Origin of the sequence: Vibrio tubiashii ATCC 19109 (assembly GCF_000772105.1) — a bacterium.
Taxonomy (GTDB): Bacteria; Pseudomonadota; Gammaproteobacteria; order Enterobacterales; family Vibrionaceae; genus Vibrio; species Vibrio tubiashii.
In genome coordinates, this window is record NZ_CP009356.1 from 198,135 (window position 1) to 217,243 (window position 19,109).

Annotated in this window: 17 protein-coding genes; 5 read left to right on the forward strand and 12 right to left on the reverse strand. The window is 43.2% G+C overall.

Features of this window, described 5'->3' with window-relative positions; genetic code table 11:
* The first annotated feature begins 160 nt into the window (after window positions 1–160).
* The 4 genes from IX91_RS23975 to IX91_RS23990 all read left to right on the forward strand — a co-directional run bounded on the left by IX91_RS23975 (window position 161) and on the right by IX91_RS23990 (window position 2,433).
* On the forward strand, window positions 161–718 hold the full coding sequence (locus IX91_RS23975) for a nucleotidyltransferase domain-containing protein (RefSeq protein WP_004749124.1): 558 nt from the start codon (window positions 161–163) through the stop codon (window positions 716–718).
* A gap of 99 nt (window positions 719–817) precedes the next feature.
* Window positions 818–1,528: an HAD family hydrolase gene (locus IX91_RS23980; RefSeq protein ID WP_004747536.1), complete on the forward strand. Its 711-nt coding sequence runs from the start codon at window positions 818–820 to the stop codon at window positions 1,526–1,528.
* A 121-nt stretch (window positions 1,529–1,649) separates the two neighbouring features.
* Complete coding sequence (locus IX91_RS23985) at window positions 1,650–2,111, forward strand: MaoC family dehydratase (protein WP_004747538.1); 462 nt, start codon at window positions 1,650–1,652, stop codon at window positions 2,109–2,111.
* 106 nt (window positions 2,112–2,217) lie between these two features.
* Window positions 2,218–2,433: a TIGR02450 family Trp-rich protein gene (locus IX91_RS23990; RefSeq protein ID WP_004747539.1), complete on the forward strand. Its 216-nt coding sequence runs from the start codon at window positions 2,218–2,220 to the stop codon at window positions 2,431–2,433.
* Window positions 2,434–2,472: 39 nt separating this feature from the next.
* On the opposite strand, the gene IX91_RS26460 is transcribed toward IX91_RS23990, so the two are convergent.
* The gene (locus IX91_RS26460; protein ID WP_004747540.1) at window positions 2,473–2,646 is read right to left on the reverse strand and encodes a DUF6435 family protein; all 174 of its coding nucleotides are present in this window, start codon (window positions 2,644–2,646) and stop codon (window positions 2,473–2,475) included.
* A 192-nt stretch (window positions 2,647–2,838) separates the two neighbouring features.
* On the opposite strand from IX91_RS26460, the gene IX91_RS23995 reads away from it, so the two are divergent.
* Window positions 2,839–3,171: a YnfA family protein gene (locus IX91_RS23995; RefSeq protein ID WP_004747542.1), complete on the forward strand. Its 333-nt coding sequence runs from the start codon at window positions 2,839–2,841 to the stop codon at window positions 3,169–3,171.
* A gap of 92 nt (window positions 3,172–3,263) precedes the next feature.
* Here the strand turns inward: IX91_RS23995 and IX91_RS24000 are convergent, their stop codons facing one another.
* From IX91_RS24000 to IX91_RS24050, 11 genes are all read right to left on the reverse strand, one after another.
* A complete protein-coding gene (locus IX91_RS24000; protein WP_004747543.1) occupies window positions 3,264–4,130 on the reverse strand; it encodes a hypothetical protein in 867 nt (288 codons plus the stop codon).
* Window positions 4,131–4,177: 47 nt separating this feature from the next.
* Window positions 4,178–6,175: a hypothetical protein gene (locus IX91_RS24005; RefSeq protein ID WP_004747544.1), complete on the reverse strand. Its 1,998-nt coding sequence runs from the start codon at window positions 6,173–6,175 to the stop codon at window positions 4,178–4,180.
* A 601-nt stretch (window positions 6,176–6,776) separates the two neighbouring features.
* Window positions 6,777–7,496: an SIMPL domain-containing protein gene (locus IX91_RS24010; RefSeq protein ID WP_004747546.1), complete on the reverse strand. Its 720-nt coding sequence runs from the start codon at window positions 7,494–7,496 to the stop codon at window positions 6,777–6,779.
* Window positions 7,497–7,785: 289 nt separating this feature from the next.
* Window positions 7,786–8,292 carry a hypothetical protein gene (locus IX91_RS24015; protein ID WP_004747548.1) on the reverse strand — a complete coding sequence of 169 codons (507 nt, stop codon included), beginning with the start codon at window positions 8,290–8,292 and terminating at the stop codon, window positions 7,786–7,788.
* Window positions 8,289–12,155 carry a reverse transcriptase domain-containing protein gene (locus tag IX91_RS24020; protein WP_004747549.1) on the reverse strand — a complete coding sequence of 1,289 codons (3,867 nt, stop codon included), beginning with the start codon at window positions 12,153–12,155 and terminating at the stop codon, window positions 8,289–8,291. The genes IX91_RS24015 and IX91_RS24020 overlap by 4 nt, the downstream gene beginning before the upstream one ends.
* A gap of 284 nt (window positions 12,156–12,439) precedes the next feature.
* Window positions 12,440–13,165: a Qat anti-phage system TatD family nuclease QatD gene (gene qatD, locus IX91_RS24025; RefSeq protein ID WP_038197292.1), complete on the reverse strand. Its 726-nt coding sequence runs from the start codon at window positions 13,163–13,165 to the stop codon at window positions 12,440–12,442.
* A complete protein-coding gene (gene qatC / locus IX91_RS24030) occupies window positions 13,162–14,496 on the reverse strand; it encodes a Qat anti-phage system QueC-like protein QatC (protein WP_004743855.1) in 1,335 nt (444 codons plus the stop codon). The genes qatD and qatC overlap by 4 nt, the downstream gene beginning before the upstream one ends.
* Window positions 14,496–15,362: a hypothetical protein gene (locus IX91_RS24035; protein ID WP_004743856.1), complete on the reverse strand. Its 867-nt coding sequence runs from the start codon at window positions 15,360–15,362 to the stop codon at window positions 14,496–14,498. Before IX91_RS24035 ends, qatC begins: the two co-directional genes overlap by 1 nt.
* Window positions 15,363–15,365: 3 nt before the next feature.
* The gene (locus tag IX91_RS24040; protein ID WP_004749120.1) at window positions 15,366–17,126 is read right to left on the reverse strand and encodes a KAP family P-loop NTPase fold protein; all 1,761 of its coding nucleotides are present in this window, start codon (window positions 17,124–17,126) and stop codon (window positions 15,366–15,368) included.
* Between the two features lie 504 nt (window positions 17,127–17,630).
* Entirely contained in the window at window positions 17,631–18,251 is a 621-nt protein-coding gene (locus tag IX91_RS24045; protein WP_004743328.1) for an SLATT domain-containing protein, read from the reverse strand.
* Window positions 18,252–18,420: 169 nt separating this feature from the next.
* Window positions 18,421–19,014, reverse strand: coding sequence for a hypothetical protein (locus IX91_RS24050; protein WP_004743329.1), 594 nt, complete (start codon window positions 19,012–19,014; stop codon window positions 18,421–18,423).
* Window positions 19,015–19,109: the final 95 nt, after the last annotated feature.

Sequence of the window (19,109 nt, forward strand, 5' to 3'; positions counted from 1 at the left end):
ACGCTCTCAATGCCAGCGCCAATGAGTACGTTGCTATTGCCACTTCACCCTGACTTTGGTTTACTCACAGCTTGGTCGCGGACGCTACGTTGAGCGAGAAGGCAGGTTCCTCATTCAAGCGCCCCTCCGCGGCTCTAACGCGAAACAAACGGAGCAAATTGTGATTTCAGAAAAGCTAAACTTGGCCCATCTTCCGCTTCAAAATGCCTTGGTTCAATCCGCGTACTCGGCGTTTCATTCTGAAAATGACGCGGTCGCGGCGGTCCTGTTGGGGTCACTGGCCGCGGGAAAAGGTGACCGAGTCTCGGATGCCGATATTCTTGTGTTTACCAAGAATAACTTTCATCAATCTTGCGAGGCCTGCTTCTCCGCGTTTGAGCGTGACAAAGACATCTTCTACCTGCTCGAGGGCTTCCATAATGAGAACGCTTACTTTAAAAAATACATTTTCAATGACTTAACGAGCGCAGAGATTCACTGTTTAGATGTGAGTGAACCCTTGAGTCTGTCTAAGCCATTTAAGGTGCTGTTTGATAAAAATGGCCTCATCGAGCAACGGGTAACGGACGAACCGGCACCAAAGCACGCAGATTTTCCGGCCTACACGAACGGCGACGAAGGAATAACGTGGGAATTGTTTGATTGTATCAAATGGATGAGTCGTGGTGATCATGAGTTGGCAAAGCACCATTTAAAGAAGCTGGTTGCGCAATGGTAACGGTGTGCCTGCCCCCAACCGACTCGGAAATGTTGTCCAACCCATTGATTTTGTGATAAATAGTACGTTTAGATCTCGTGTTTGAATGGAGAGGGAATCATGAAATTGGAGGCGGTGCTGTGGGATTATGATGGGACACTGGTAAACTCTGTGCCGAAAAATATTGAGATAACCAAGACCATTTTATCCATTGTTGCTCCCCGTTTGACTGGGGACGGTTTGCCGGAGTGTTTACGCGACGAAGAGGCCTACCATGTCGCCAACCACAGCGCAAAAAACTGGCAAGAGCTTTACGTTGATTACTATGGATTAACCCAACAGGAAATGCGCCTGGCGGGGGGCATGTGGGCCGAGCACCAAGAGAAAAATACCACGCAGGTCTTGTTGTTTGAAGGGATCAAAGACGTGGTCACCGAGTTCTCCTTCCTGCCTCACGGCATATGCTCGCAAAATTCACAGAGCAACATTCGTCGTGTGTTGGAAAACCATGCGCTAGCGGCTTTTTTCAAGACCATTGTCGGGTATGACGACGTGTCTCATGGCCATCAAAAACCGGAGGCTCTGGGTGGCCTTCAATGTCTTGACGCGATGTTCGGCCATCGCACCAGCCAATGCTTGATGTACATCGGTGATCATGAGGCTGATGTCCAATTTGCTCGTAACCTTCAAGCTGCGCTGGGGGGCAACGCTCGCGTCATTGCTGTGGCCGCAGCGTACAGTGGCGCGGCGCCGGAATCGTGGTCGTGTCAGCCTGACTACACGGCACGCTCGGTTGACGAGCTCTATGATCTCATTGGAACATACGCCTAACTCGCCGATTAAATGGCGTGCTCACTCAGCGCGCCTCTCTTTGAAGTCATTCCAGTTGCGCTCGGCTTGTCTGATACACTCGGTGGCTGTTTAACCTCGAATTCACTGCTAAAAGGACGCTATGAACGTTATCTCGAAGGATGACATCGCTCACTACATTGGTGTTGAGACAGAGCCAACCGAATGGTTTGTCGTCAGCCAAGCGCAGATTAACCAATTTGCTGACTGCACCTTAGATCATCAGTTTATCCATACGGATCCCATCAAAGCGCAAGACACCATGTTTGGTTCGACCATTGCCCATGGCTTGCTGTCCCTGTCCATGCTGCCCCATTTTGCCGAGCGCTTTGGCTACCAGTTGGAAGGGGCAAGCATGGGGATCAACTATGGGTTTGATAAAGTGCGTTTTATCCACCCCGTCACCGTGAATAGCCGCATTCGCGCGCGTGCGAAATTGCTGGCCGTCGACGAAAAGCGCCCCGGTCACTATACCTTTAAAAGCGAAGTGGTGGTTGAAATCGAAGGGGAAAAGAAGCCCGCGTTAGTCGCCGTTTGGCTCGCCGTCCAGATAGTGCCTGAATGACCCTCTCCTTCGTCGCGTCTTAACTGACAAAGAGTGGCTCGCCGCTGAACTTTGGCAGCGCTGCCCCGTAAGACATGGGATACAGCGACAACATGACGAGCCTATGATGAATCGAATTAACCCTGCCAAGTTACTCAACAGTAAATGGACGGCCCTGCAGCCGCAAAAGCGTGAGAAACACTTCTTAGTGTCCGATGTTGATTACGCAGAAGATGGCTCCGTAAGATCGTGCACCTTGGAAGCGGTGATGACTCACGGCGAGTATTCCATTGACTGGAAAGAGCTTAACAACACCGATAAGTGGGCGTATGGCTGGAAGTAAGCAACGTTGTCCCTTTCTCAACGTTTCTTGCACAGGCGATCAGCGTTGACTCTGGAGGGCTTCGATTTGCTGGCCTAATTCTTCCGCTTGCGCGGTTAAGAGCGAATAGGTTCGAATGTCCCCTCTTCTTTGCGCGAGCATTGCCTGCTCGAGTTTTGCGGCATATTGCTTCTTCAGTTTCTTGGTCGAGTCTCGTTTAAATAGTGAAAACATTGTTTATCTCCGTTGGGTGCTCTGTCTAGTTACGTCGTTTGGACGCAAAAGGATTAACCCAGAGCACAACAACGCCCACTCGACGTACGCGAAAGGGGTCGTTGGAGCCGCTGACCCTGTTTAACTTGCCTTAACCTGAAAGACTCAGGCACGATGGGTACCGCCAACGAATAATCTCTATAGGAAAATAACGTGCTTGAAGTGAAAACAATGGGGCTTTTCTTTCTCACCGCCGTTGCTGAAATCCTGGGTTGCTACTTGCCTTACCTTTGGCTCAAAGAAGACAAATCGGCCTGGCTTTTAGTGCCCGCAGCGCTCTGTCTTGCGCTTTTCGCATGGCTGTTATCCTTGCATCCAACCGCCGCTGGTCGAGTTTATGCCGCTTACGGCGGCGTGTATATCTTTGTCGCAATCTTATGGTTGTGGCTCGTGGACGGTCTTCGCCCAACTCTGTGGGATATCGTGGGAGTCTCTGTGGCGATGCTTGGTATGGCCATCATCATGTTCGCGCCCAGAACCCCGTAACCGATGACACTATGAGGTACGCAAGCGGCTTTCCTGCGCGCCGGCCTCCCCAGCACAAAAAGGCGTGCGGAGAATAGAGCTCACAAGATGCATCATTCGCGATGACGCTCGAAGACATCCATTATGTGATGTAATTGACGCGAACTCAGCGCAAACCAGCGCGAATCCAGTGACCCATCGAGAATCAGTGGTGACATGCTGGCGTCATTGAGCGTGTCCCAGTTCATCACCGCCACCAGCTCGACAGGCTCACCGCTTTGCTGGTTCAACTGGTAAATATGCTGGTCGACATCTTGGGCAAGGCACAGGCGATAGCGGTTACGATGCGGCGCTTTAAGTAGACACAACGAAAACGAGCCTTCCGACTCCGTTAATGCTTTCCACAAGGTCGCCTCTAACCAGAAAAACTCTTCGCCCAAATCTTCCCACAGTTGGTCGAGCAGTCCTGAGATCCGTTCGGTTTGTTGGGGTAATTGAGTTCGGTCACACAGCGCGCGGGCGCACGCCTCATCGAGGGATCGTAAGATTTGAGGGTTTATCGGCATCGCAACCTCCAAGAAATGAAGTTTCCCTTCACCACTCAGAGACCCCAAAACAAAGGGTGGTGAACTGAACAAGGTTGGAACTACCGCACACGTGGAAACGGCCAGCCGAAGCTGCCTCGCCCAGCCCACCGTAATACCAAGCGGAACTTCCCTTTGCAGGGCATCCGTTTTTACAGGTGCGACAAGGCTGCACATGACAGCAGCAGTGATGCTGACGTCTATGCGCCACGTGTTGTGAGACAGGGTTCCAATCCTGACACTGGATTTTGCCAGTGCGAGAGCAGAATATCGGTGAGGAATAAGCGTGTCAACGATTACCCGTTCTTGAGCGCGGGATCGGAGAAAGATAGACCAACGGGCCCTAGAAAAAGAAACGTCTTCCCCCTTGATAACTAAAAAAGGATGAGTCCTCATCTGGTGAACTCATCCTTCAACTCTACTTGAGAATCCTTAAATGGAATTTAATTTCCGGGTCCAAACCCTGCAATACAGTCAATAAAGTCTTTCAGGCTGACTTCATTACCGGTTAGATAATCGGTCACGATCGTACATTGATTGCCGACCGAACTGGTTACCGAGGTGTCACTGCCTCCAAGCGCTGAGCCGCCAAAATAATCAAAGTTACTCACTGAGTTTTCAACGTTTGGTAGCTTGCCATTAAAGCCAAAGCTCTTGCGCAACTTGTTGGCCGATTCTTTGGTGTACACAAAGACCTTGCCCGTGTCGGTCATCCCCGGTTTGTCATAACCCGGCGCAGAAAAGACCATCTGAATCGTTGGATCTTGAGCATCCAACGCGGTTACTGCCGCTAGGTTAGTTCCGAACACATCGCCGGCATGGACACTTGGCGCTTTCACATATTTAAAGAAGCTGTACGCCACTTTGGTGTTGGCGTAATTGTTGTCGTTGTAGACGTAAGCCGCCCCCGCATCCTGAGCCTGGTTGTTGGTCAAACCGGGGTTTTGGCATGGGGCTTTGTTGTTTGTGCCATCCACATGCGTGCCGCAGTTATCTTCACCAGGAGCCCCAATCATCAGCCCGCCAACACTGTCGATAAACAAGTTGGCGCCGAACTGATCGTTCGCGTCAGGGTTTGGCGCTTTGATGTAAGCCACTTCCTTCAAATTGGCATTGTTGTCATCGTAAGCAAACACATAAACCGCGCCTGACTTGCCAATCCGGTTGTCCAATTTGACGTTACTATTAAGCGGCGAGTTACCACAAACACTTTCACCATTGATCTTCTTATTAGGATTCGGTAGCGCCCCATCAATCCCTGCTGAGCAACCAGACTCTCCCGGCGCTCCAATCACGATTTTGTTGTCTTGATGATCAAACGACAGGGCACTGCCAAACAAATCTCCCGCGTCGGTGTTTGAGGCTTTAATGTACTCTTTCAGCACCCATTGACCATTCTCGCGCGCATAGTGGTACACCGCCCCAGAATCCCTGGCAGAGTTATCCCACAGGCTTGGATTAGGGTTTGTTCCACACACGGAGCCATAACCAAGGCGTTGATTTGCGTTCGCCCCCTGACCACCCACACCGGTACCGCAGTTATCTTCACCCGGGGTCCCTACTAGCAGTTGATCCCCATCCGAGTCCAGTGCCAAGGCAGAGCCAAACATATCGCCAGGATCGGTGTTTGGCGCTTTTAGGTACGCGTCCAACACCCAAGTGTTGTTGCGTTTTTTATAGATATACACCGCCCCAGAATCTCGGGCACTGTTGTCATCCATACCTGGGTGTACGTATTGGCCGCAGACTGAGTGCCCACCCAGGCGCTGATTTGGATTAACGCCCGTGCCGCCGACACCGATGCCGCAATTGTCTTCACCTGTCGCGGCAATCGCGATGGTCTTGCCATCACCACTGATGTGGACCACCCCACCAAAGTTATCCCAAAGGCTGGGGTTAGGCGCTTTGATGTAAGTAGTAAAATCAAGCAACTTATGTCCTGCACTTGTTTCAAACTGATTGTTGCTCGCAAACTGCCCCTGCCCTTCGAATACATAGGCCGCGCCAATGGAGACAGAATCTAATGGATTGCCAGAATCTGCGTTACTCTCCATTCCATACGAAAAGCAAGTAACTCGGCTGTTGGTGCCAATGAGGTTGGCGTGTTTGGTCGCCCCAACATTGGCCCCACAGCCCGACTCACCTGGCGCACCGACCAGCAAGACTTGATTGTTCCCAGATAGAATGGCGGCTTCACCAAATTTATCCGAGCTTTCCGCGTTAGGCGCTTTAATGAGCGCGGTACCCAGTTGCCCTTGTAGAGTTTTCCATTTGAGGTACACCGCACCAGAGTTAGGCGCAGAATCGGATCCTGGTTGTGAGGCTAAGCTATCTTCATACGGCGCCCCGACCACAATAGGCGCGAAGCTTGCCTCCGCCGCAAACGGGGCCGACATATAGCCAGCAATCGATAGGTAAATCATGGATCTTAAAACATTCATAATTTCACTCCAGACTTCTTTCTATGTTAGGTGTAGTTATTCCTTGTTAGAGCATGAATAACGATGTGCGCACCTTTAATAACCCAACCAACTTGTTGACAATAATCATTATTATTTAGACTTATTAGGAACAATATGGGTTAAAAACCCGAACACAGTTTTGGTTATTATTTGTGCAATCGAGATGCTACTAATTGACTATTTATTGCTCAATATGAAACGCGCGAGATGTCGGCAATCGGATGGGCATTGTGCGGAATCGCAGTGGATTTGATGGAGAATGGACACCTTAATGATAAAGTTAATATTTCACTATTCTTCACTTTCGTAGAGAAAACATTCGCGTTTTACTGCGATATACAGCGAACTCATCGCAAAAAGGCGGCTTTGATAAGTCGATCTGGCTCCCAATGCCCAGCCCCATTATGGATGCAACAATCAATAGATATAAGCCATCTTCGCTTCCTGACAGACGCATTCGCTCGACCAAAGTCACAAACCTGGCGCATGTACTAGGTGGCGATGATGAAACGAGCTGAGACTCCGATCAAAAAAGCCAGCGTTGTCACACTGGCTTTGAAGTCTGTTCAAACGAAAAACGTTAGTCCGAGAGGTAGTACTGCACGGTAGAGACCACACGAACCTTCTTAATGTAAGGCGTATTGCTGTCACGATCATAGATCGAAAACTGCCCTTGTGTAGCGCGCTTAATTTTCCCCAGTGAGCTCTGAGAATCTTTAGCGAATTTAGCCGCAACTTCACGGGCGTTTTTGGTCGCTTCTTCAATCATATCTGGTTTGATGTCATTCAACTGCGTGAAACTGTAGTTGGCCCGGTTTGAATAGGGATCTTGACTGAGCAATATCCCTTGCTTGCCCAACTCCCCAATTTCATTGATGGCCGCTCTGACCACATCAACCTTCTGGCTGTAGACCGTGATTGTACGGCTGCCTAAATAGCGATATTCAATATCCTGCTCATTGCCATACTGCTGCGCTTTACGGTCAATCACCGAAGGCGACGACAATGATACACTCGACTCTTCTAACCCCTTCGCACTCAGGAAATCCAGTACCAACTGGGTTTGCTGGTCGATGTCCTCAAACATCGCTGACATATCGTTTTTCGCCACCGTAAACTGGATCGGCCAAATCACGGTATCGGCTTGATACTCACGCTCTGACAAACCTTTTACAGTAACCACTCGCTCGTACGCTTTATACTTTATAGCCGTCTGCTGGATGAAGAACCCTAATACTCCCAGCCCCACGATCAGACATACCCCTAACCACAGTGACGACTTATTGGAAACTCGCTCCATTCCCCCTCCTTACTGCACCAAAGAAAACATATAGATTGATTATCTTAGCCAACTAATGTCAATAAAATAGCCACAAAAGGCTAAAATTTGCCTCGCTATAAAAAAGACGGCATCAAAGCAGACCTGAGACAAAAGACAACACGCTCAGTTGTTACCAATTATTTTTTAAACTCATATTTGGACAAAAACGAGCTAAAGACTTTACTCTAGATCGAATGGTTTGGATTAGTAAAAGTAAGTGTGAACCACATGTATCTATCAATTCAATTAATATGGCTGGTTGGTTGAATCAAGTTGAGGTAGTTTCAGGACTTCCGAGTTTCTCTTGGGGTTGTACGCTAACTTCAGAAGTAACTTGCTTTATTATGGCCTTCAGCTCTTCGTTCCATTCTGAACGATTAGCTGTCTTCGATTTTTTAAGATACCAAGCATGCCGTTCTAACTGAGACTTTATCGAAATCTGCCATTGCTCATCAGACTTATCAGTTTCTAATATTTGCTCAAATGCGAAAAGCATTTGAGATACAAACCACGGATATTCAGGAGTGGTTTGACCATTTTGTATTATTTCAGATTGGTTCCCATAAGCCAGAGCTGAATTATCAAAGCACAATTTCAGGTACTCATGGTAAGTCGCGTAGGCAGTAGCTCTACGAGACTCTTTGCGACCAGAAAGTAATTGTTTGATAGAAAATACTAGAGCAATACTTGCGATTACCATCATAACAATGTCAGCTCTGTCGTTCCAAAAATCAAAGGTAAGTAATCGAGCTGCATTGGTATCTAAACAAATCATATAGTGTTTCCTGCTGGTGGAGTTTTGACTTTTTTATTTGACTTCATAGAATGTCCACATTTTCTGAAATCAAACATATTCATCTCGAACGTAGATATTGATACTTGGTGGGAGCCATGTGTATGAGTAATTAACTTATGGTACCTCTCTTTATAAGGTGCTTTGGCGACCGAACCTCCGAACTCTCCACTGTTAACAAGAATCACGTGTTGATACATATGATAAAAAAGGGCATCAACCATATTATCAAAAGTAGCAATATCTTTATTCATTGCCGAGATTATGTAAGCGTGAGATTTGTCTTTGAGGTCTGCATTAAGCTTAATGTCGGTAGCGTCATAGCAGATTGATCCTGTGAGCTTAAACCCCTCTTGGTCTTTAAAATCAGGATGAATTAACTCAACAATTAATTGGTAAGGTCGCCAAGGAGTAATATGACTCTTTTCTCCTGTGGTCATATTCCACTTTCCTTGTAATCGTTTGATGAATCTTCGACCAGAGGATTTTTGGTTAGGAATAATCCATATAGCGGCATTATTAAGTTCACGAGTATTTTGGATATGACTAAAACCAATTCCAGCAAAGATAATCGCCCCTGTTTTATCAGAGAGCCTTTCTAAAATGTCCAAATCATCAGGCGATACTGCCAACTCAGGCCAAACAATTAAGTCTACTTTGCCTTTTAAGGTGGGCTTTTCGTTTGCACTGTCTACACTAGCAATGTTATGAAGTAGCAATTCAGTTACTGATGCTAAGTGTCTTCGATGCTTTGCTCGATAATGAGGTGTATTTAGTAACCAACCTTCAGCATCGAAATCATGTTCTAAAGGAAGTAAGGGTTGGATCATTGCAACGTTAAGGTTTGTTTTGTTATTGCCCCAGCCCAAGCTAACTTTTTCAACATAGGTTGGAGTCTTAGACAGCTTACAAAAACCTTTTGACTGCTCAGCTAACCTCTTAGATACACAGTGCTCTAATTCCTCCAAGTTCCAAGTCGAAGGCCACTCATAACCATTGCTCGAATTATCTACACCAGGCCATTGCAGCAACTTAAATAAAAGAGACGAAAGCCAATTACTCATTGCAGACTTACTGTCACCAAATGCTTCTGGAGCATGCATCATCCCAACCTGACGCTTGAGCATATTAGACTTTATCCCCCTGTAACTAGGGCGTTTTTTTATGTTTTCACTAACTAAATTACGACTCCAATCTAGCGAACTAAGCAAACAACTTCTTACAAACATTCCTACAATATACAGCGGCTTATGTGCATCTGTTAGCCAATCAGGGCAAGTATGAAAAAATGCCTCTTGCTCTAACAGCTTAATATTTATTGATAGGCTACAGGATGAATCCAAACTAATCAGGTTATCCCAGTCTGAACAATTGATTGTCGTATTAGCAATATCAATTGGACGCTCTAACTTCAGGCTGTTCAAATTCTCAAAAACGGCTTGAAGTAGCTTCAAAATCCCATTTTCTTGTTTGAATGGGTTGTCATCTCTTCGAATGACAGAGAGCAATGATAAATCTCTACCATTGTAATCAGGGAGTTTTCCTCCAACTTTAGCAAAGTCGGTCAGGCCTAGATATTTTGCTAAATTACGAACTGACTTGTGCCAATCTAAATCTTGTTTGATGGCAAAACTATATAGATTCTCAAATAGCTTTGGGTCTTCAAGTAGGATACGTTCGCATATTCCTAATAGGTTATGTTTGTTTAGCTTTTGAGTTCTCTTGGTTGCAGCTTTGGGTCTATTGAGCTTGTGGATAGTATCTAGCGCACTTACAATAGATTTATGGACTTTAGAACTATCTAATGAAATCTGGTTTGTCAGCAGAACTGCTGTAGCGAACTCATCCTCTAACACACTAGTGGTGTGTATATATCTAAAGCCATTAAGTAGCTGTGTCATTAGGTTAAATAAAGGCTTATTCTTTATAGTAACCTCTAGAGCTGACTCATTACGAATTAAGCAAAAGAAGATTGCCTGTTCAGAGAGCGCATCATGCACATTTTCTAGATTCGGTAATAGAGAAGTTGCGTAATTACTTAGGTATTCGAAGTATGCTTCTGGATCAGAATGAGCGGGAAACGCCCATCTATCTTTTGTGTGTATGGCAGATGCCGAATGACGGAGTACTTCACTTAAACAGTATTCTGCGAATAATACTAACTCTGGTTTTTCAGACTCACGCAGTTTATTTAGATTATGCAATATCGGCCGTAACAGGCTCACATGTGGAAAAAGCTCTAAACCTTTTTTCATCAACAGAACTAATGAAGGATCCTTAGTCCATCTATGCACTAACTTGCGAGCCATTCGTTCTTGAAGATAATCCCAACTACCTGATATAGGCTGCCCGTCCTCGTTGACATCTTGAGCAATCATATTCCGTTTTTGACGGAGTAGAGTATGAATCTTGTTAGCAGTAAAACGTAAAAGGGAGTCTTTTCTTACATCATTAAAGGTTTTATCGATAAAGGCCAATTCAGCCGTAAGATCAAATTTAATATTATCTCGGTCAACGCTATCTATTTCTAAATTGTCAGATAGTTCGACTAACCCTTCTAGATGCCCAAGTTGCTCATCGATCTCATGAAGGGGTAATGGACCGCTTACTTTACTCTGTATATCTGCCAGTTTGGCTGAAATGGCACCTTCTTTCGAACTAAAGACTTTAACTTTTGTTTTTGTTTCTTGAAGATTTAGGTTTATTCCTAACTTAGCCGTAATTGTCTTAAACTCTTCAGTGATCAGATTTGCTAAGTATTTTTCATTTTCAGGCTTTTTCTTTGCTTTAACAATTAATCGTAGATCATCTACGTATCTGCATGCATCTACTAGAATCACCTCATTATCACTAGAGAAATGCTCACCTATTAGTTTAAATATTTTCTCATCAAATTTAAGCATGTATAGATTTGCAAAGAAACCGCCAGCAACCAAGCCTTGCGGAATTCCCATACGATTTCTTAGCTTGGGGATATCTTCGTTTCTGCAAACTCTTGCGTAGAGCTGCTTCGATTTTTTCGTCCACTTCCAATCTAAAAACCGGTCTAAAACGTGTTGAACATAGTCATCAGGCTTAGCTCCTGTCATTTCTTGCACCAGTTCAGATATATTTTCCAAGAGTTTAGCTCGATTAATTGAGTCATAGAACTTGGCAAAATCTAAATGAACTTCATAAATCCGTTCTTCATTAGTTTTTATTTTATTTGCTTCTCGCCCAAAATAAATTGGTCTAGCCAAAAACTGCTGATAATCTTGGAAGTATTTACTATAAGTATTGCTATTACCCCATGAATATGTAGCTTCATGGTCATCACTGTATGTGCAGTGAAGTCTGTTTCCGTAATTGATTACTTTGTTATCGTGAACTTTCTTGAGAACAGTAGAGGGATCACCTTGTTTCGTCTCTACATTGCTAGCAAGTAGCATCATAAGAGCAGTAAAAAGCGTTTGATCATCAATTGAAACATGAGCTAAAGGACGCAATGGTTGTATAGGTGATATGAAGCCTTCAACTTTAGGAGTTATCGCTTTAGGTTCCCATTTAATAGCATTGTTAGCAGGACTCTCCGCAGAAGGCGGTATAAACGTCCATGGATGAGACTTTGGGGCGGGAATAAGCTGAAGTGGTGATAGTCTCAGAACTTTCTTATCGATTGCGGTAGTTAATGCCTTGATTCTACTTTCGAGCTCCAAAGCAGACATGTCTAAGTCAAGGTAGTCAACGTACCAATTGACACCTCTAATGTGCTGATGTGATTTTTTCCATGCGTTTAGAAGAACAACCTCATCAATCAGAAAATCTTTTGTTGGTAATAGTTTTTTGTATTTGTTCTTGAGTAACATACAGTGACAATTATTAGCAGTTGAATAGGAACTTGATGCATATCATATCGCTTTTCCATTATGTAAACGAACATTAAAACCAGCTATCAATGATGTTTTAGTCGTAAAGGAAAGCTTTTTGCTTACATTAGTTCTGATATGGCAAACCAAGATGAACAGAATGCGAATGAGTTTCAGCGCTAAGTGATAATGAGGCAAAACTGATTTAGGGCAACCTGTTAGAAGTGGTCGCATCGAGTAAACGAAACTGACAGATTACAATCAGACTAATTCACATATTTGTATTATTTCAGTAACCTCTTAAAATTGTCCGTAAGTTGTTCCCTAACCTCATGTTCTTCAGCCTCCCACAGTCCACATAAATAGTCGATTACCACTTGAACGTCCGACGGATAACATGGTTTTGAATCCAACTTGGCAAACGGCCCATCTGACTCTAACAATAACCTATCTTTAGGTATCCATCCTGCGATTCTTTTCCCTCTAGCACTTGAAAGCATAGCTGGACCGACAGAGAAAAAACCATTTACGTTAACTACTGTATCTAGCTGCTTTTTTGTTCCCAGAAACCAGTGGAAAATCGGCACTCCAAAGCCTGGATACATGGCCAAGCAATCGAGCACTTCTTCAACAGCCTCCAGACTATGTATCGTTAGTATTTTGTTAGAGAAGCGCTGGCACAACTTCAAAACTTCAGTAAAAACTTTCTGCTGGATTGCGAAATGCTCCTTGAATCCCTTGGAGCCATCTAATCCTACTTCTCCGATATAACGGGTGTCAGGAACTAAAGTTTCAAACAGAGCTAACTCATGCTCACGTAGATGTGCGACCTGAGGATGAAACCCCAAAGCAGTTTTTACTCGTGGTAAACTTTTGGTTAGTTCTCTCGTCCCTTGCCACGCAGAAGGAACCGTAGTTACTGACAATACGTATAATCCACTACTCTCTATATCTTTCAATACCACATCAAAATCAGGATAGAGATCAACGTGACAGTGTAAATCCATCATTTAATTTTCTCGTGCTTTAAGAATTGAGCGACCTCCATCAAGCCTCTTTTTGCGACATCAGCCAACTGTTCTCTCAATTGTGTATCCTGAGGCAAAGGCCCACTCTGACGAATCCATTTTTCAAAGTCTCCATCTTTATCGTGTTTTTTAATTGCCATAGATACTGCAAGTAAATCATCTCTCTCATTTTTGTATTTCTTTACTACATTTAAGTTCTCTGCATCATAAGGAGCGTCTTTACCAAACCCAGCTTTAAATACAGACGCTCTTCTAATCAAACATGGAACACATCTTCCACACTGGATGTGTTTTCTATGCCAGTTACTACACGAAACACTAAGCACAACCGCTTTCTTGATCGCTGTTTTGTCAACACATTCAGATACCATTTCTCCTTTGGTTTTCAGTTGGTAGGGATTTTCAAGAGAAATCTTAAAACCAACATTGTTCAGCAAATGTTCCAGCTTTGATATATAGAATGGATGTGTTGTTCTCGTACTATGAGATCCTATACGTCTTCTTGTAAGAGGTGGATTGAGTGAGATATAACCATTCTCCGGAATGATTATTCTGGAAATAGACTCATCATTATTTGCTGCTCTTAGTGCGCTGATTCCAAGTACTGCTAAAGCGATGAAATTGAAACTTCTTCCCCTCATAGACACATCCGTTTTTCCGCGCCTACTCTCAATTATTCTAGGAGATATATCGAACGAAAACTCTCCGTACTTACCCTCCAGTAATGACTTAATAGCTCTTTGTTTTTTTCCATCACCTTTATAGCTGTGACTAATCAATAGTGGTCTATCCATGTTACTACCATTAATCATGTCTAAAGCACCGACAGCACTATCTAGTCCACCAGAGAACAAGCTAACGCAGTTTAAGCCTATCAGGGAACTAGCCTTATCTTTAGCCTTTTTACTTTTCTTGGGCTTAGGAAGTTCCAATTGAGTTGATTCAAAATTTAACCGCCAGTAGTCTCCTGTAAGAAACCCCAAAATTGAGGACAATTCTTCAGCGACACCTTGCCAGAGTTCTTTGTGATATACAGGTATGAACAGTTCCAGTTGCCGAGACCAGGCATCTGGAGCGTCTTTTCTCAAAACAAAAGTTTCTGCGGATGTAACAGCAGTTGCAATTGTTATTAAGTCCAAAGACTTAGAATCGATCTCAACCCCTAAGCTACGAACCTTGTCAATAAGACTCCTAGATGCCAAACTCACCTTATTGGGATAATGCATATGAGTTCCATAAATCTGCACTGGATAGCATTCATCTCCTTGCTTAGGTAAGCGTTCAGGATTATTGTTGAAGTAACATTGCATCATCAGTAGCTCTCCCACTCTTCAATTGTTTTAGCGATCACGTCGATTTGGATCTTAGTAATTGTATCTCTGGTCATCACCGAGTAGTTTCCGCCTGTAATATCATGAAGCTGTGTTTCAGTTACAACTTTTACCAATTCTCTTAGTTCAGTTTCCATGTCAAGTTGTTTTAAATGTGTTTCCGCGTGCAACCAAGCTTCCCCCATATCATTTAAGACTTCTTGAAAAACTAAATCTGTCAAATAGTTAGCAACAACATCACCAACCAAGTCAGGATTGAACATGCCTTCATCAAACTCTTCTTGGTCTTCTAAAGCTTCTGTTAAGGCGTAGTCTATTGCTATTCTGATTTGATCCGAATCAGAAGCATCAGGACACAGATGTTCCGAAATTCGGTCAATTGCTTGGTCGATCGATAAACCCGATAAATCAGAAAGATTCAGTGTTCTATTTTGAGCTTTTACTGAATCTCCACTAACTAAGCTAAATAATGCTGTACCAGCTGTAATACCACCCGCTAGCTTACGAGCCATGCTACTTCCACCACCTTTAGAGCTTGTGGAATACTTCTTCAGCGCCCGCCTTAAATCATTAGAACCACCACCGGATTTAGCATAATCACCAAATGCTCGTCTTGCTCCAGCCAAACGTTTACCAGGCAAAGTTTGAATCTTTGGTCCAGGAATAAGATCCTGAACAGACCCATTGTCAATCTCCAAGGATTCATCTGAAGAATCACCTCCTTCTTCAGATTCAGGGACTCCACCACCATCACTGGGTATTAACTCTAAGGGGTCACTTTCTTCGGCCCACGGTGGAATAAGTGGACTGCTATTATTTGGACCAGAACTTGATGCTGATGTACCCATACCTTATTTATTCTCCATACTTTTTATAAGTGATGTAATCCACCGTTGTTTAGGCAACGAACTTAAAAACTCTTTAAACAAGCCTTTACACTTTTCATCATGGTCTGCTAGCAGGATTCCACCCATGATACCGATGGGCCTTTGCGTGTAATCATCAACTTGCCCCAACCTTTCAATTAACCCCTCCATTACAGCCATATACTCTTCTTTAGGGGTTTCATTTATTAGCCTCGCGTTTACATTACTTGTTCTATTTTTTTGCTTTAGTAAAGAACTCAACAAATGTTGTGCCGCCGAAGATATGACGGTATTTATCTGGCCCAGTGGTATATTTTCTCTACTTAAGTATGCCGCAGGTAATAAGTTCTTTTCTGAAAATGAAGGGGGAAGGTTAGCCCAGTCCCGGATGAACTCCTGCTCATTAACCCACTCATCAGGCCAATCAAACTCAAGGTTTCCTTGCTCTAGGTTAAGCAGAACCTCTGGTTTTCCATCTTCTTTTTCTATTAGCTTATATAAATGCCTCGCAGCACTAGTGCCTACACAACGCTCAAAAATGACAAGTTTAGTTAACGTAGCTTCATCAAGTTGCATCCCTCTTCTTGATGCTATTTTTTTTCGCATCTTTATCTGATTCAACAAACGCTTAACAATTCTAGGGTTGCCGCTAATATTAGGAGAAGTTGCCAAGATAGGAGCCAGTTTTTCCGCCATTTTTAAAACAAGGATAGCCTTTTCTTTATCATCAAAATCTATGTCATAAAGAAGTTCATCGACCGTTCTCTGCTCACCTTTCCAGGCTTCTCGTAGATCAGTTTCTAGCCGAGCTCTCAACTCATTTAACACAGAGTCACCCAAACTTAAATCTTGAGCCATAAGCATTAATACATATGCTCTGATTTCTAATTGACCAGGTTTAGGGACGTGGATAGGCACTTGAATCAACTTATCCAGGTAGTCTGTCTGATGCCTTTTGCTAGAACCTTTGTGATATTCCTGAACAGCCGTACGAATCATATCTACATCAGCCGCCACAATAAAAGCCGTATTAGGCAAAAACAGAAATAGCCTGATAGCTTCCAGTGTAGATATTGCATTTAAAGGAGAACACCGGTCTAAATTATCTACATATACAATCAACGGCGCTTCTAGCTCCTTCAGCAAAGAAGCATATTCGGCTCGAAAGGCCATAATTTCTTCGGGTGGTGAAAGTTTTTCTCCTGCTTTCAGTAGATTTTGAGAATCTTTAGCTAAGCTTTTTCCTGCTGCGATAGCGCCTTGTAAATCACTGTCTTCATTAATTCCATCTTCATCAGTTGCGTCTCTTGCAAAGCCAATAAGCTTAGATATAGCGCCTCCTGTGGGAATGCCAAATGCAGTTGCTCCAACATCCATTGCTATACCCAAAGCTCTTATCTTATCAACTCTTTTATAGACACTGTTCGCCTTAGCTATAACAGTCGCATTGCCTTTTTTCTCAGCAACACGAACTAACTCTTTAGTAATAGTCTCTAGCAAAGAAGCCTTTGCATCGTCGTATCCTTGAAACAACCATGCGTCAAAGTGGATTTGAATATGACCAGCGTTCTCCGCCTCTATTCGGTCTTTTGTCAACTCTAAAACCGACGACTTACCAGCCCCCCAATCACCAAACACGCCGATGCTCAAAGGTAATAGCTCTTCTTCAACTATTAGATCTCTAATTGACTCAGCTAACTCACTGAAGTTAAGAAAATCAATACTGGATTCTTGATCGGACCACACGATTGCATATCCTTCTTTTTCTAAAAACAGGGAACTAATCTAGCAAAAACATACAGTTAATTATTGTGATATTAATAGCATATTCCTCAATACCCACAAAGCCTCTAAGGATTCTTTAGTTTAACTATGTCTACAAATTGTCGTATGTTTTTACGGACAAAATAGAAAATCAAGCTACAAGCAGAAATGACCTGTTTTCAAATACTTAATTTCTTGGTGCGTACCACATTAATATCACTTCAAATTGTTGCATCCAGTTCCGGTTCATCTGCGACCCTACTCCTAATCAGTCCCGTGTTTAGCATAGTAATCCGCTTCTTCAGGATACAGTTTTTCCAATATCAAGAACTGATCGACCAAAGTTAAACGTTCTTTTTATCTAATTTCGTTTCAAATCCAATGTTAAATACTACGAAAACTGCTAACGCCCAATTAAGTATTGAGTGACTCCACCAGCTAACTTTGAACTGAAAATGCCAAGCGTTGAGAATCACTCTTAAATGCTTACGAACTGACTGGTAGCGTGTTTAGATAGGTATTCCAACATGACCATGCTAGCAAGCTAATGGAAGATAGAATAATTAACAGATAACCAAGGTATTGAGTCACTACTAACCTAGTAAAGTGATACTTATGCTCAATTCCGGTTGTAGCTGAAACATAGTAGTCGATCTGGTCGTGAACTAAGTTTCTATCAAGAATTCCCGAATAAAGTTTAGAATTCGTTTCATACAATGCCTGTTGCTCTTCAGTTTCTTCCGAAGTAGCGCAATCTTTGTCTTTTAAGTGACGAAAGGATATACGCAACTCGTTAATTTCCATCGCTTGCCTACGAAAATTATCCGATCTAAGCGAGAAGTCACTTTTCTGAACGACTACCGAGATCACCATAGCAAATACTGAAAGTGTTGTTATGGCAAAATCCAAGAAACGCTCGTACTCAATAATGAAATGATTATCTGCGTATAACTGAGTAATTAAAGAAATCACTATCAAGCTAAATGCTAATGTAGTCAGTGACCACAAAGACAAGGAGTTGTGCGCATCAAGCCTACGTGCAGCGTGAAAACAACTTTCCTTAGTAATGCCCGTTCTTCTGTACAAGTTTTGAACTTGTGATTTCATAGTTTCCCTTTTTATTATCGTAATTTTTTAAATGAAGACAGCTAATGCCCTATTGACGGGTGAGCAGCGCAATACCGAAGCCGCCGCATACCACCTTAATCACTAAATTCAACGCACAATAAAAATTCCATGCGTTAGGATTCACTCTTAAATATTTGTTATATTCGTATTAGAGACTAACCACTTTACTAATAACATTAATAACATTCGACCAAATAGAAGTTTGTTTTTGCATCCTATCTAGGTTGTCAAAAGCCCTACCTTCATCACTGTTGCTGGAATCTGCTGAGATATCGTGACTCTCTGAGTCTTCCACTTGAATGTTTTTGTCCTGAAAGCAATCATATTTGAGATATGAAACAAGAAATTGCTTAGAATCAAGCAGTTCGTAATGTTTCCATAAATCGTTCTCTGCTAAGTACAACATTCGCTGTATTTCTGAATCTAACCGAATAGCCAATGAAGCATAAATTGTATGAGAAATTTCGTTTTTAACTACGAATTCTTTCCAGTTATACCAATCTACTGGGTTATCAAAAGGAACTAGCTGATTGAAGCCAATTGTGTTGAATCTATCTTTTGCCACCACTCCAAATGTTGACGCTAATGCCTGACACTCAATAGCCTTTAGAAACAACTCATTACAGCCAAAGTTTTCTTTATTCTTTAATAACAAAGGATATGTGTCCAAAAACAATTTGAAGTAGTCTCCATAGGCTTCTTTGAATGCTTTAATTGACTCAACTAATTTCTGATTCTCCATTATTCCCTCCGAGAACATAACAGTTATTAGGCAGAATGATTCTCCTCTTTAACACTGAAACAATCTGCCTTTTGATATACCTAACTCACACAAGC

Coding starts and splice junctions, on each gene's coding strand:
- IX91_RS24005 (WP_004747544.1), bottom strand. CDS start 6,175: ATGAATGTTTTAAGATCCATGATTTACCTATCGATTGCTGGCTATATG.
- IX91_RS23985 (WP_004747538.1), top strand. CDS start 1,650: ATGAACGTTATCTCGAAGGATGACATCGCTCACTACATTGGTGTTGAG.
- IX91_RS23980 (WP_004747536.1), top strand. CDS start 818: ATGAAATTGGAGGCGGTGCTGTGGGATTATGATGGGACACTGGTAAAC.
- IX91_RS24045 (WP_004743328.1), bottom strand. CDS start 18,251: ATGAAATCACAAGTTCAAAACTTGTACAGAAGAACGGGCATTACTAAG.
- qatC (WP_004743855.1), bottom strand. CDS start 14,496: ATGATGCAATGTTACTTCAACAATAATCCTGAACGCTTACCTAAGCAA.
- IX91_RS23990 (WP_004747539.1), top strand. CDS start 2,218: ATGAATCGAATTAACCCTGCCAAGTTACTCAACAGTAAATGGACGGCC.
- qatD (WP_038197292.1), bottom strand. CDS start 13,165: ATGATGGATTTACACTGTCACGTTGATCTCTATCCTGATTTTGATGTG.
- IX91_RS24000 (WP_004747543.1), bottom strand. CDS start 4,130: ATGAGGACTCATCCTTTTTTAGTTATCAAGGGGGAAGACGTTTCTTTT.
- IX91_RS24020 (WP_004747549.1), bottom strand. CDS start 12,155: ATGTTACTCAAGAACAAATACAAAAAACTATTACCAACAAAAGATTTT.
- IX91_RS24010 (WP_004747546.1), bottom strand. CDS start 7,496: ATGGAGCGAGTTTCCAATAAGTCGTCACTGTGGTTAGGGGTATGTCTG.
- IX91_RS24050 (WP_004743329.1), bottom strand. CDS start 19,014: ATGGAGAATCAGAAATTAGTTGAGTCAATTAAAGCATTCAAAGAAGCC.
- IX91_RS24035 (WP_004743856.1), bottom strand. CDS start 15,362: ATGGGTACATCAGCATCAAGTTCTGGTCCAAATAATAGCAGTCCACTT.
- IX91_RS24015 (WP_004747548.1), bottom strand. CDS start 8,292: ATGATTTGTTTAGATACCAATGCAGCTCGATTACTTACCTTTGATTTT.
- IX91_RS26460 (WP_004747540.1), bottom strand. CDS start 2,646: ATGTTTTCACTATTTAAACGAGACTCGACCAAGAAACTGAAGAAGCAA.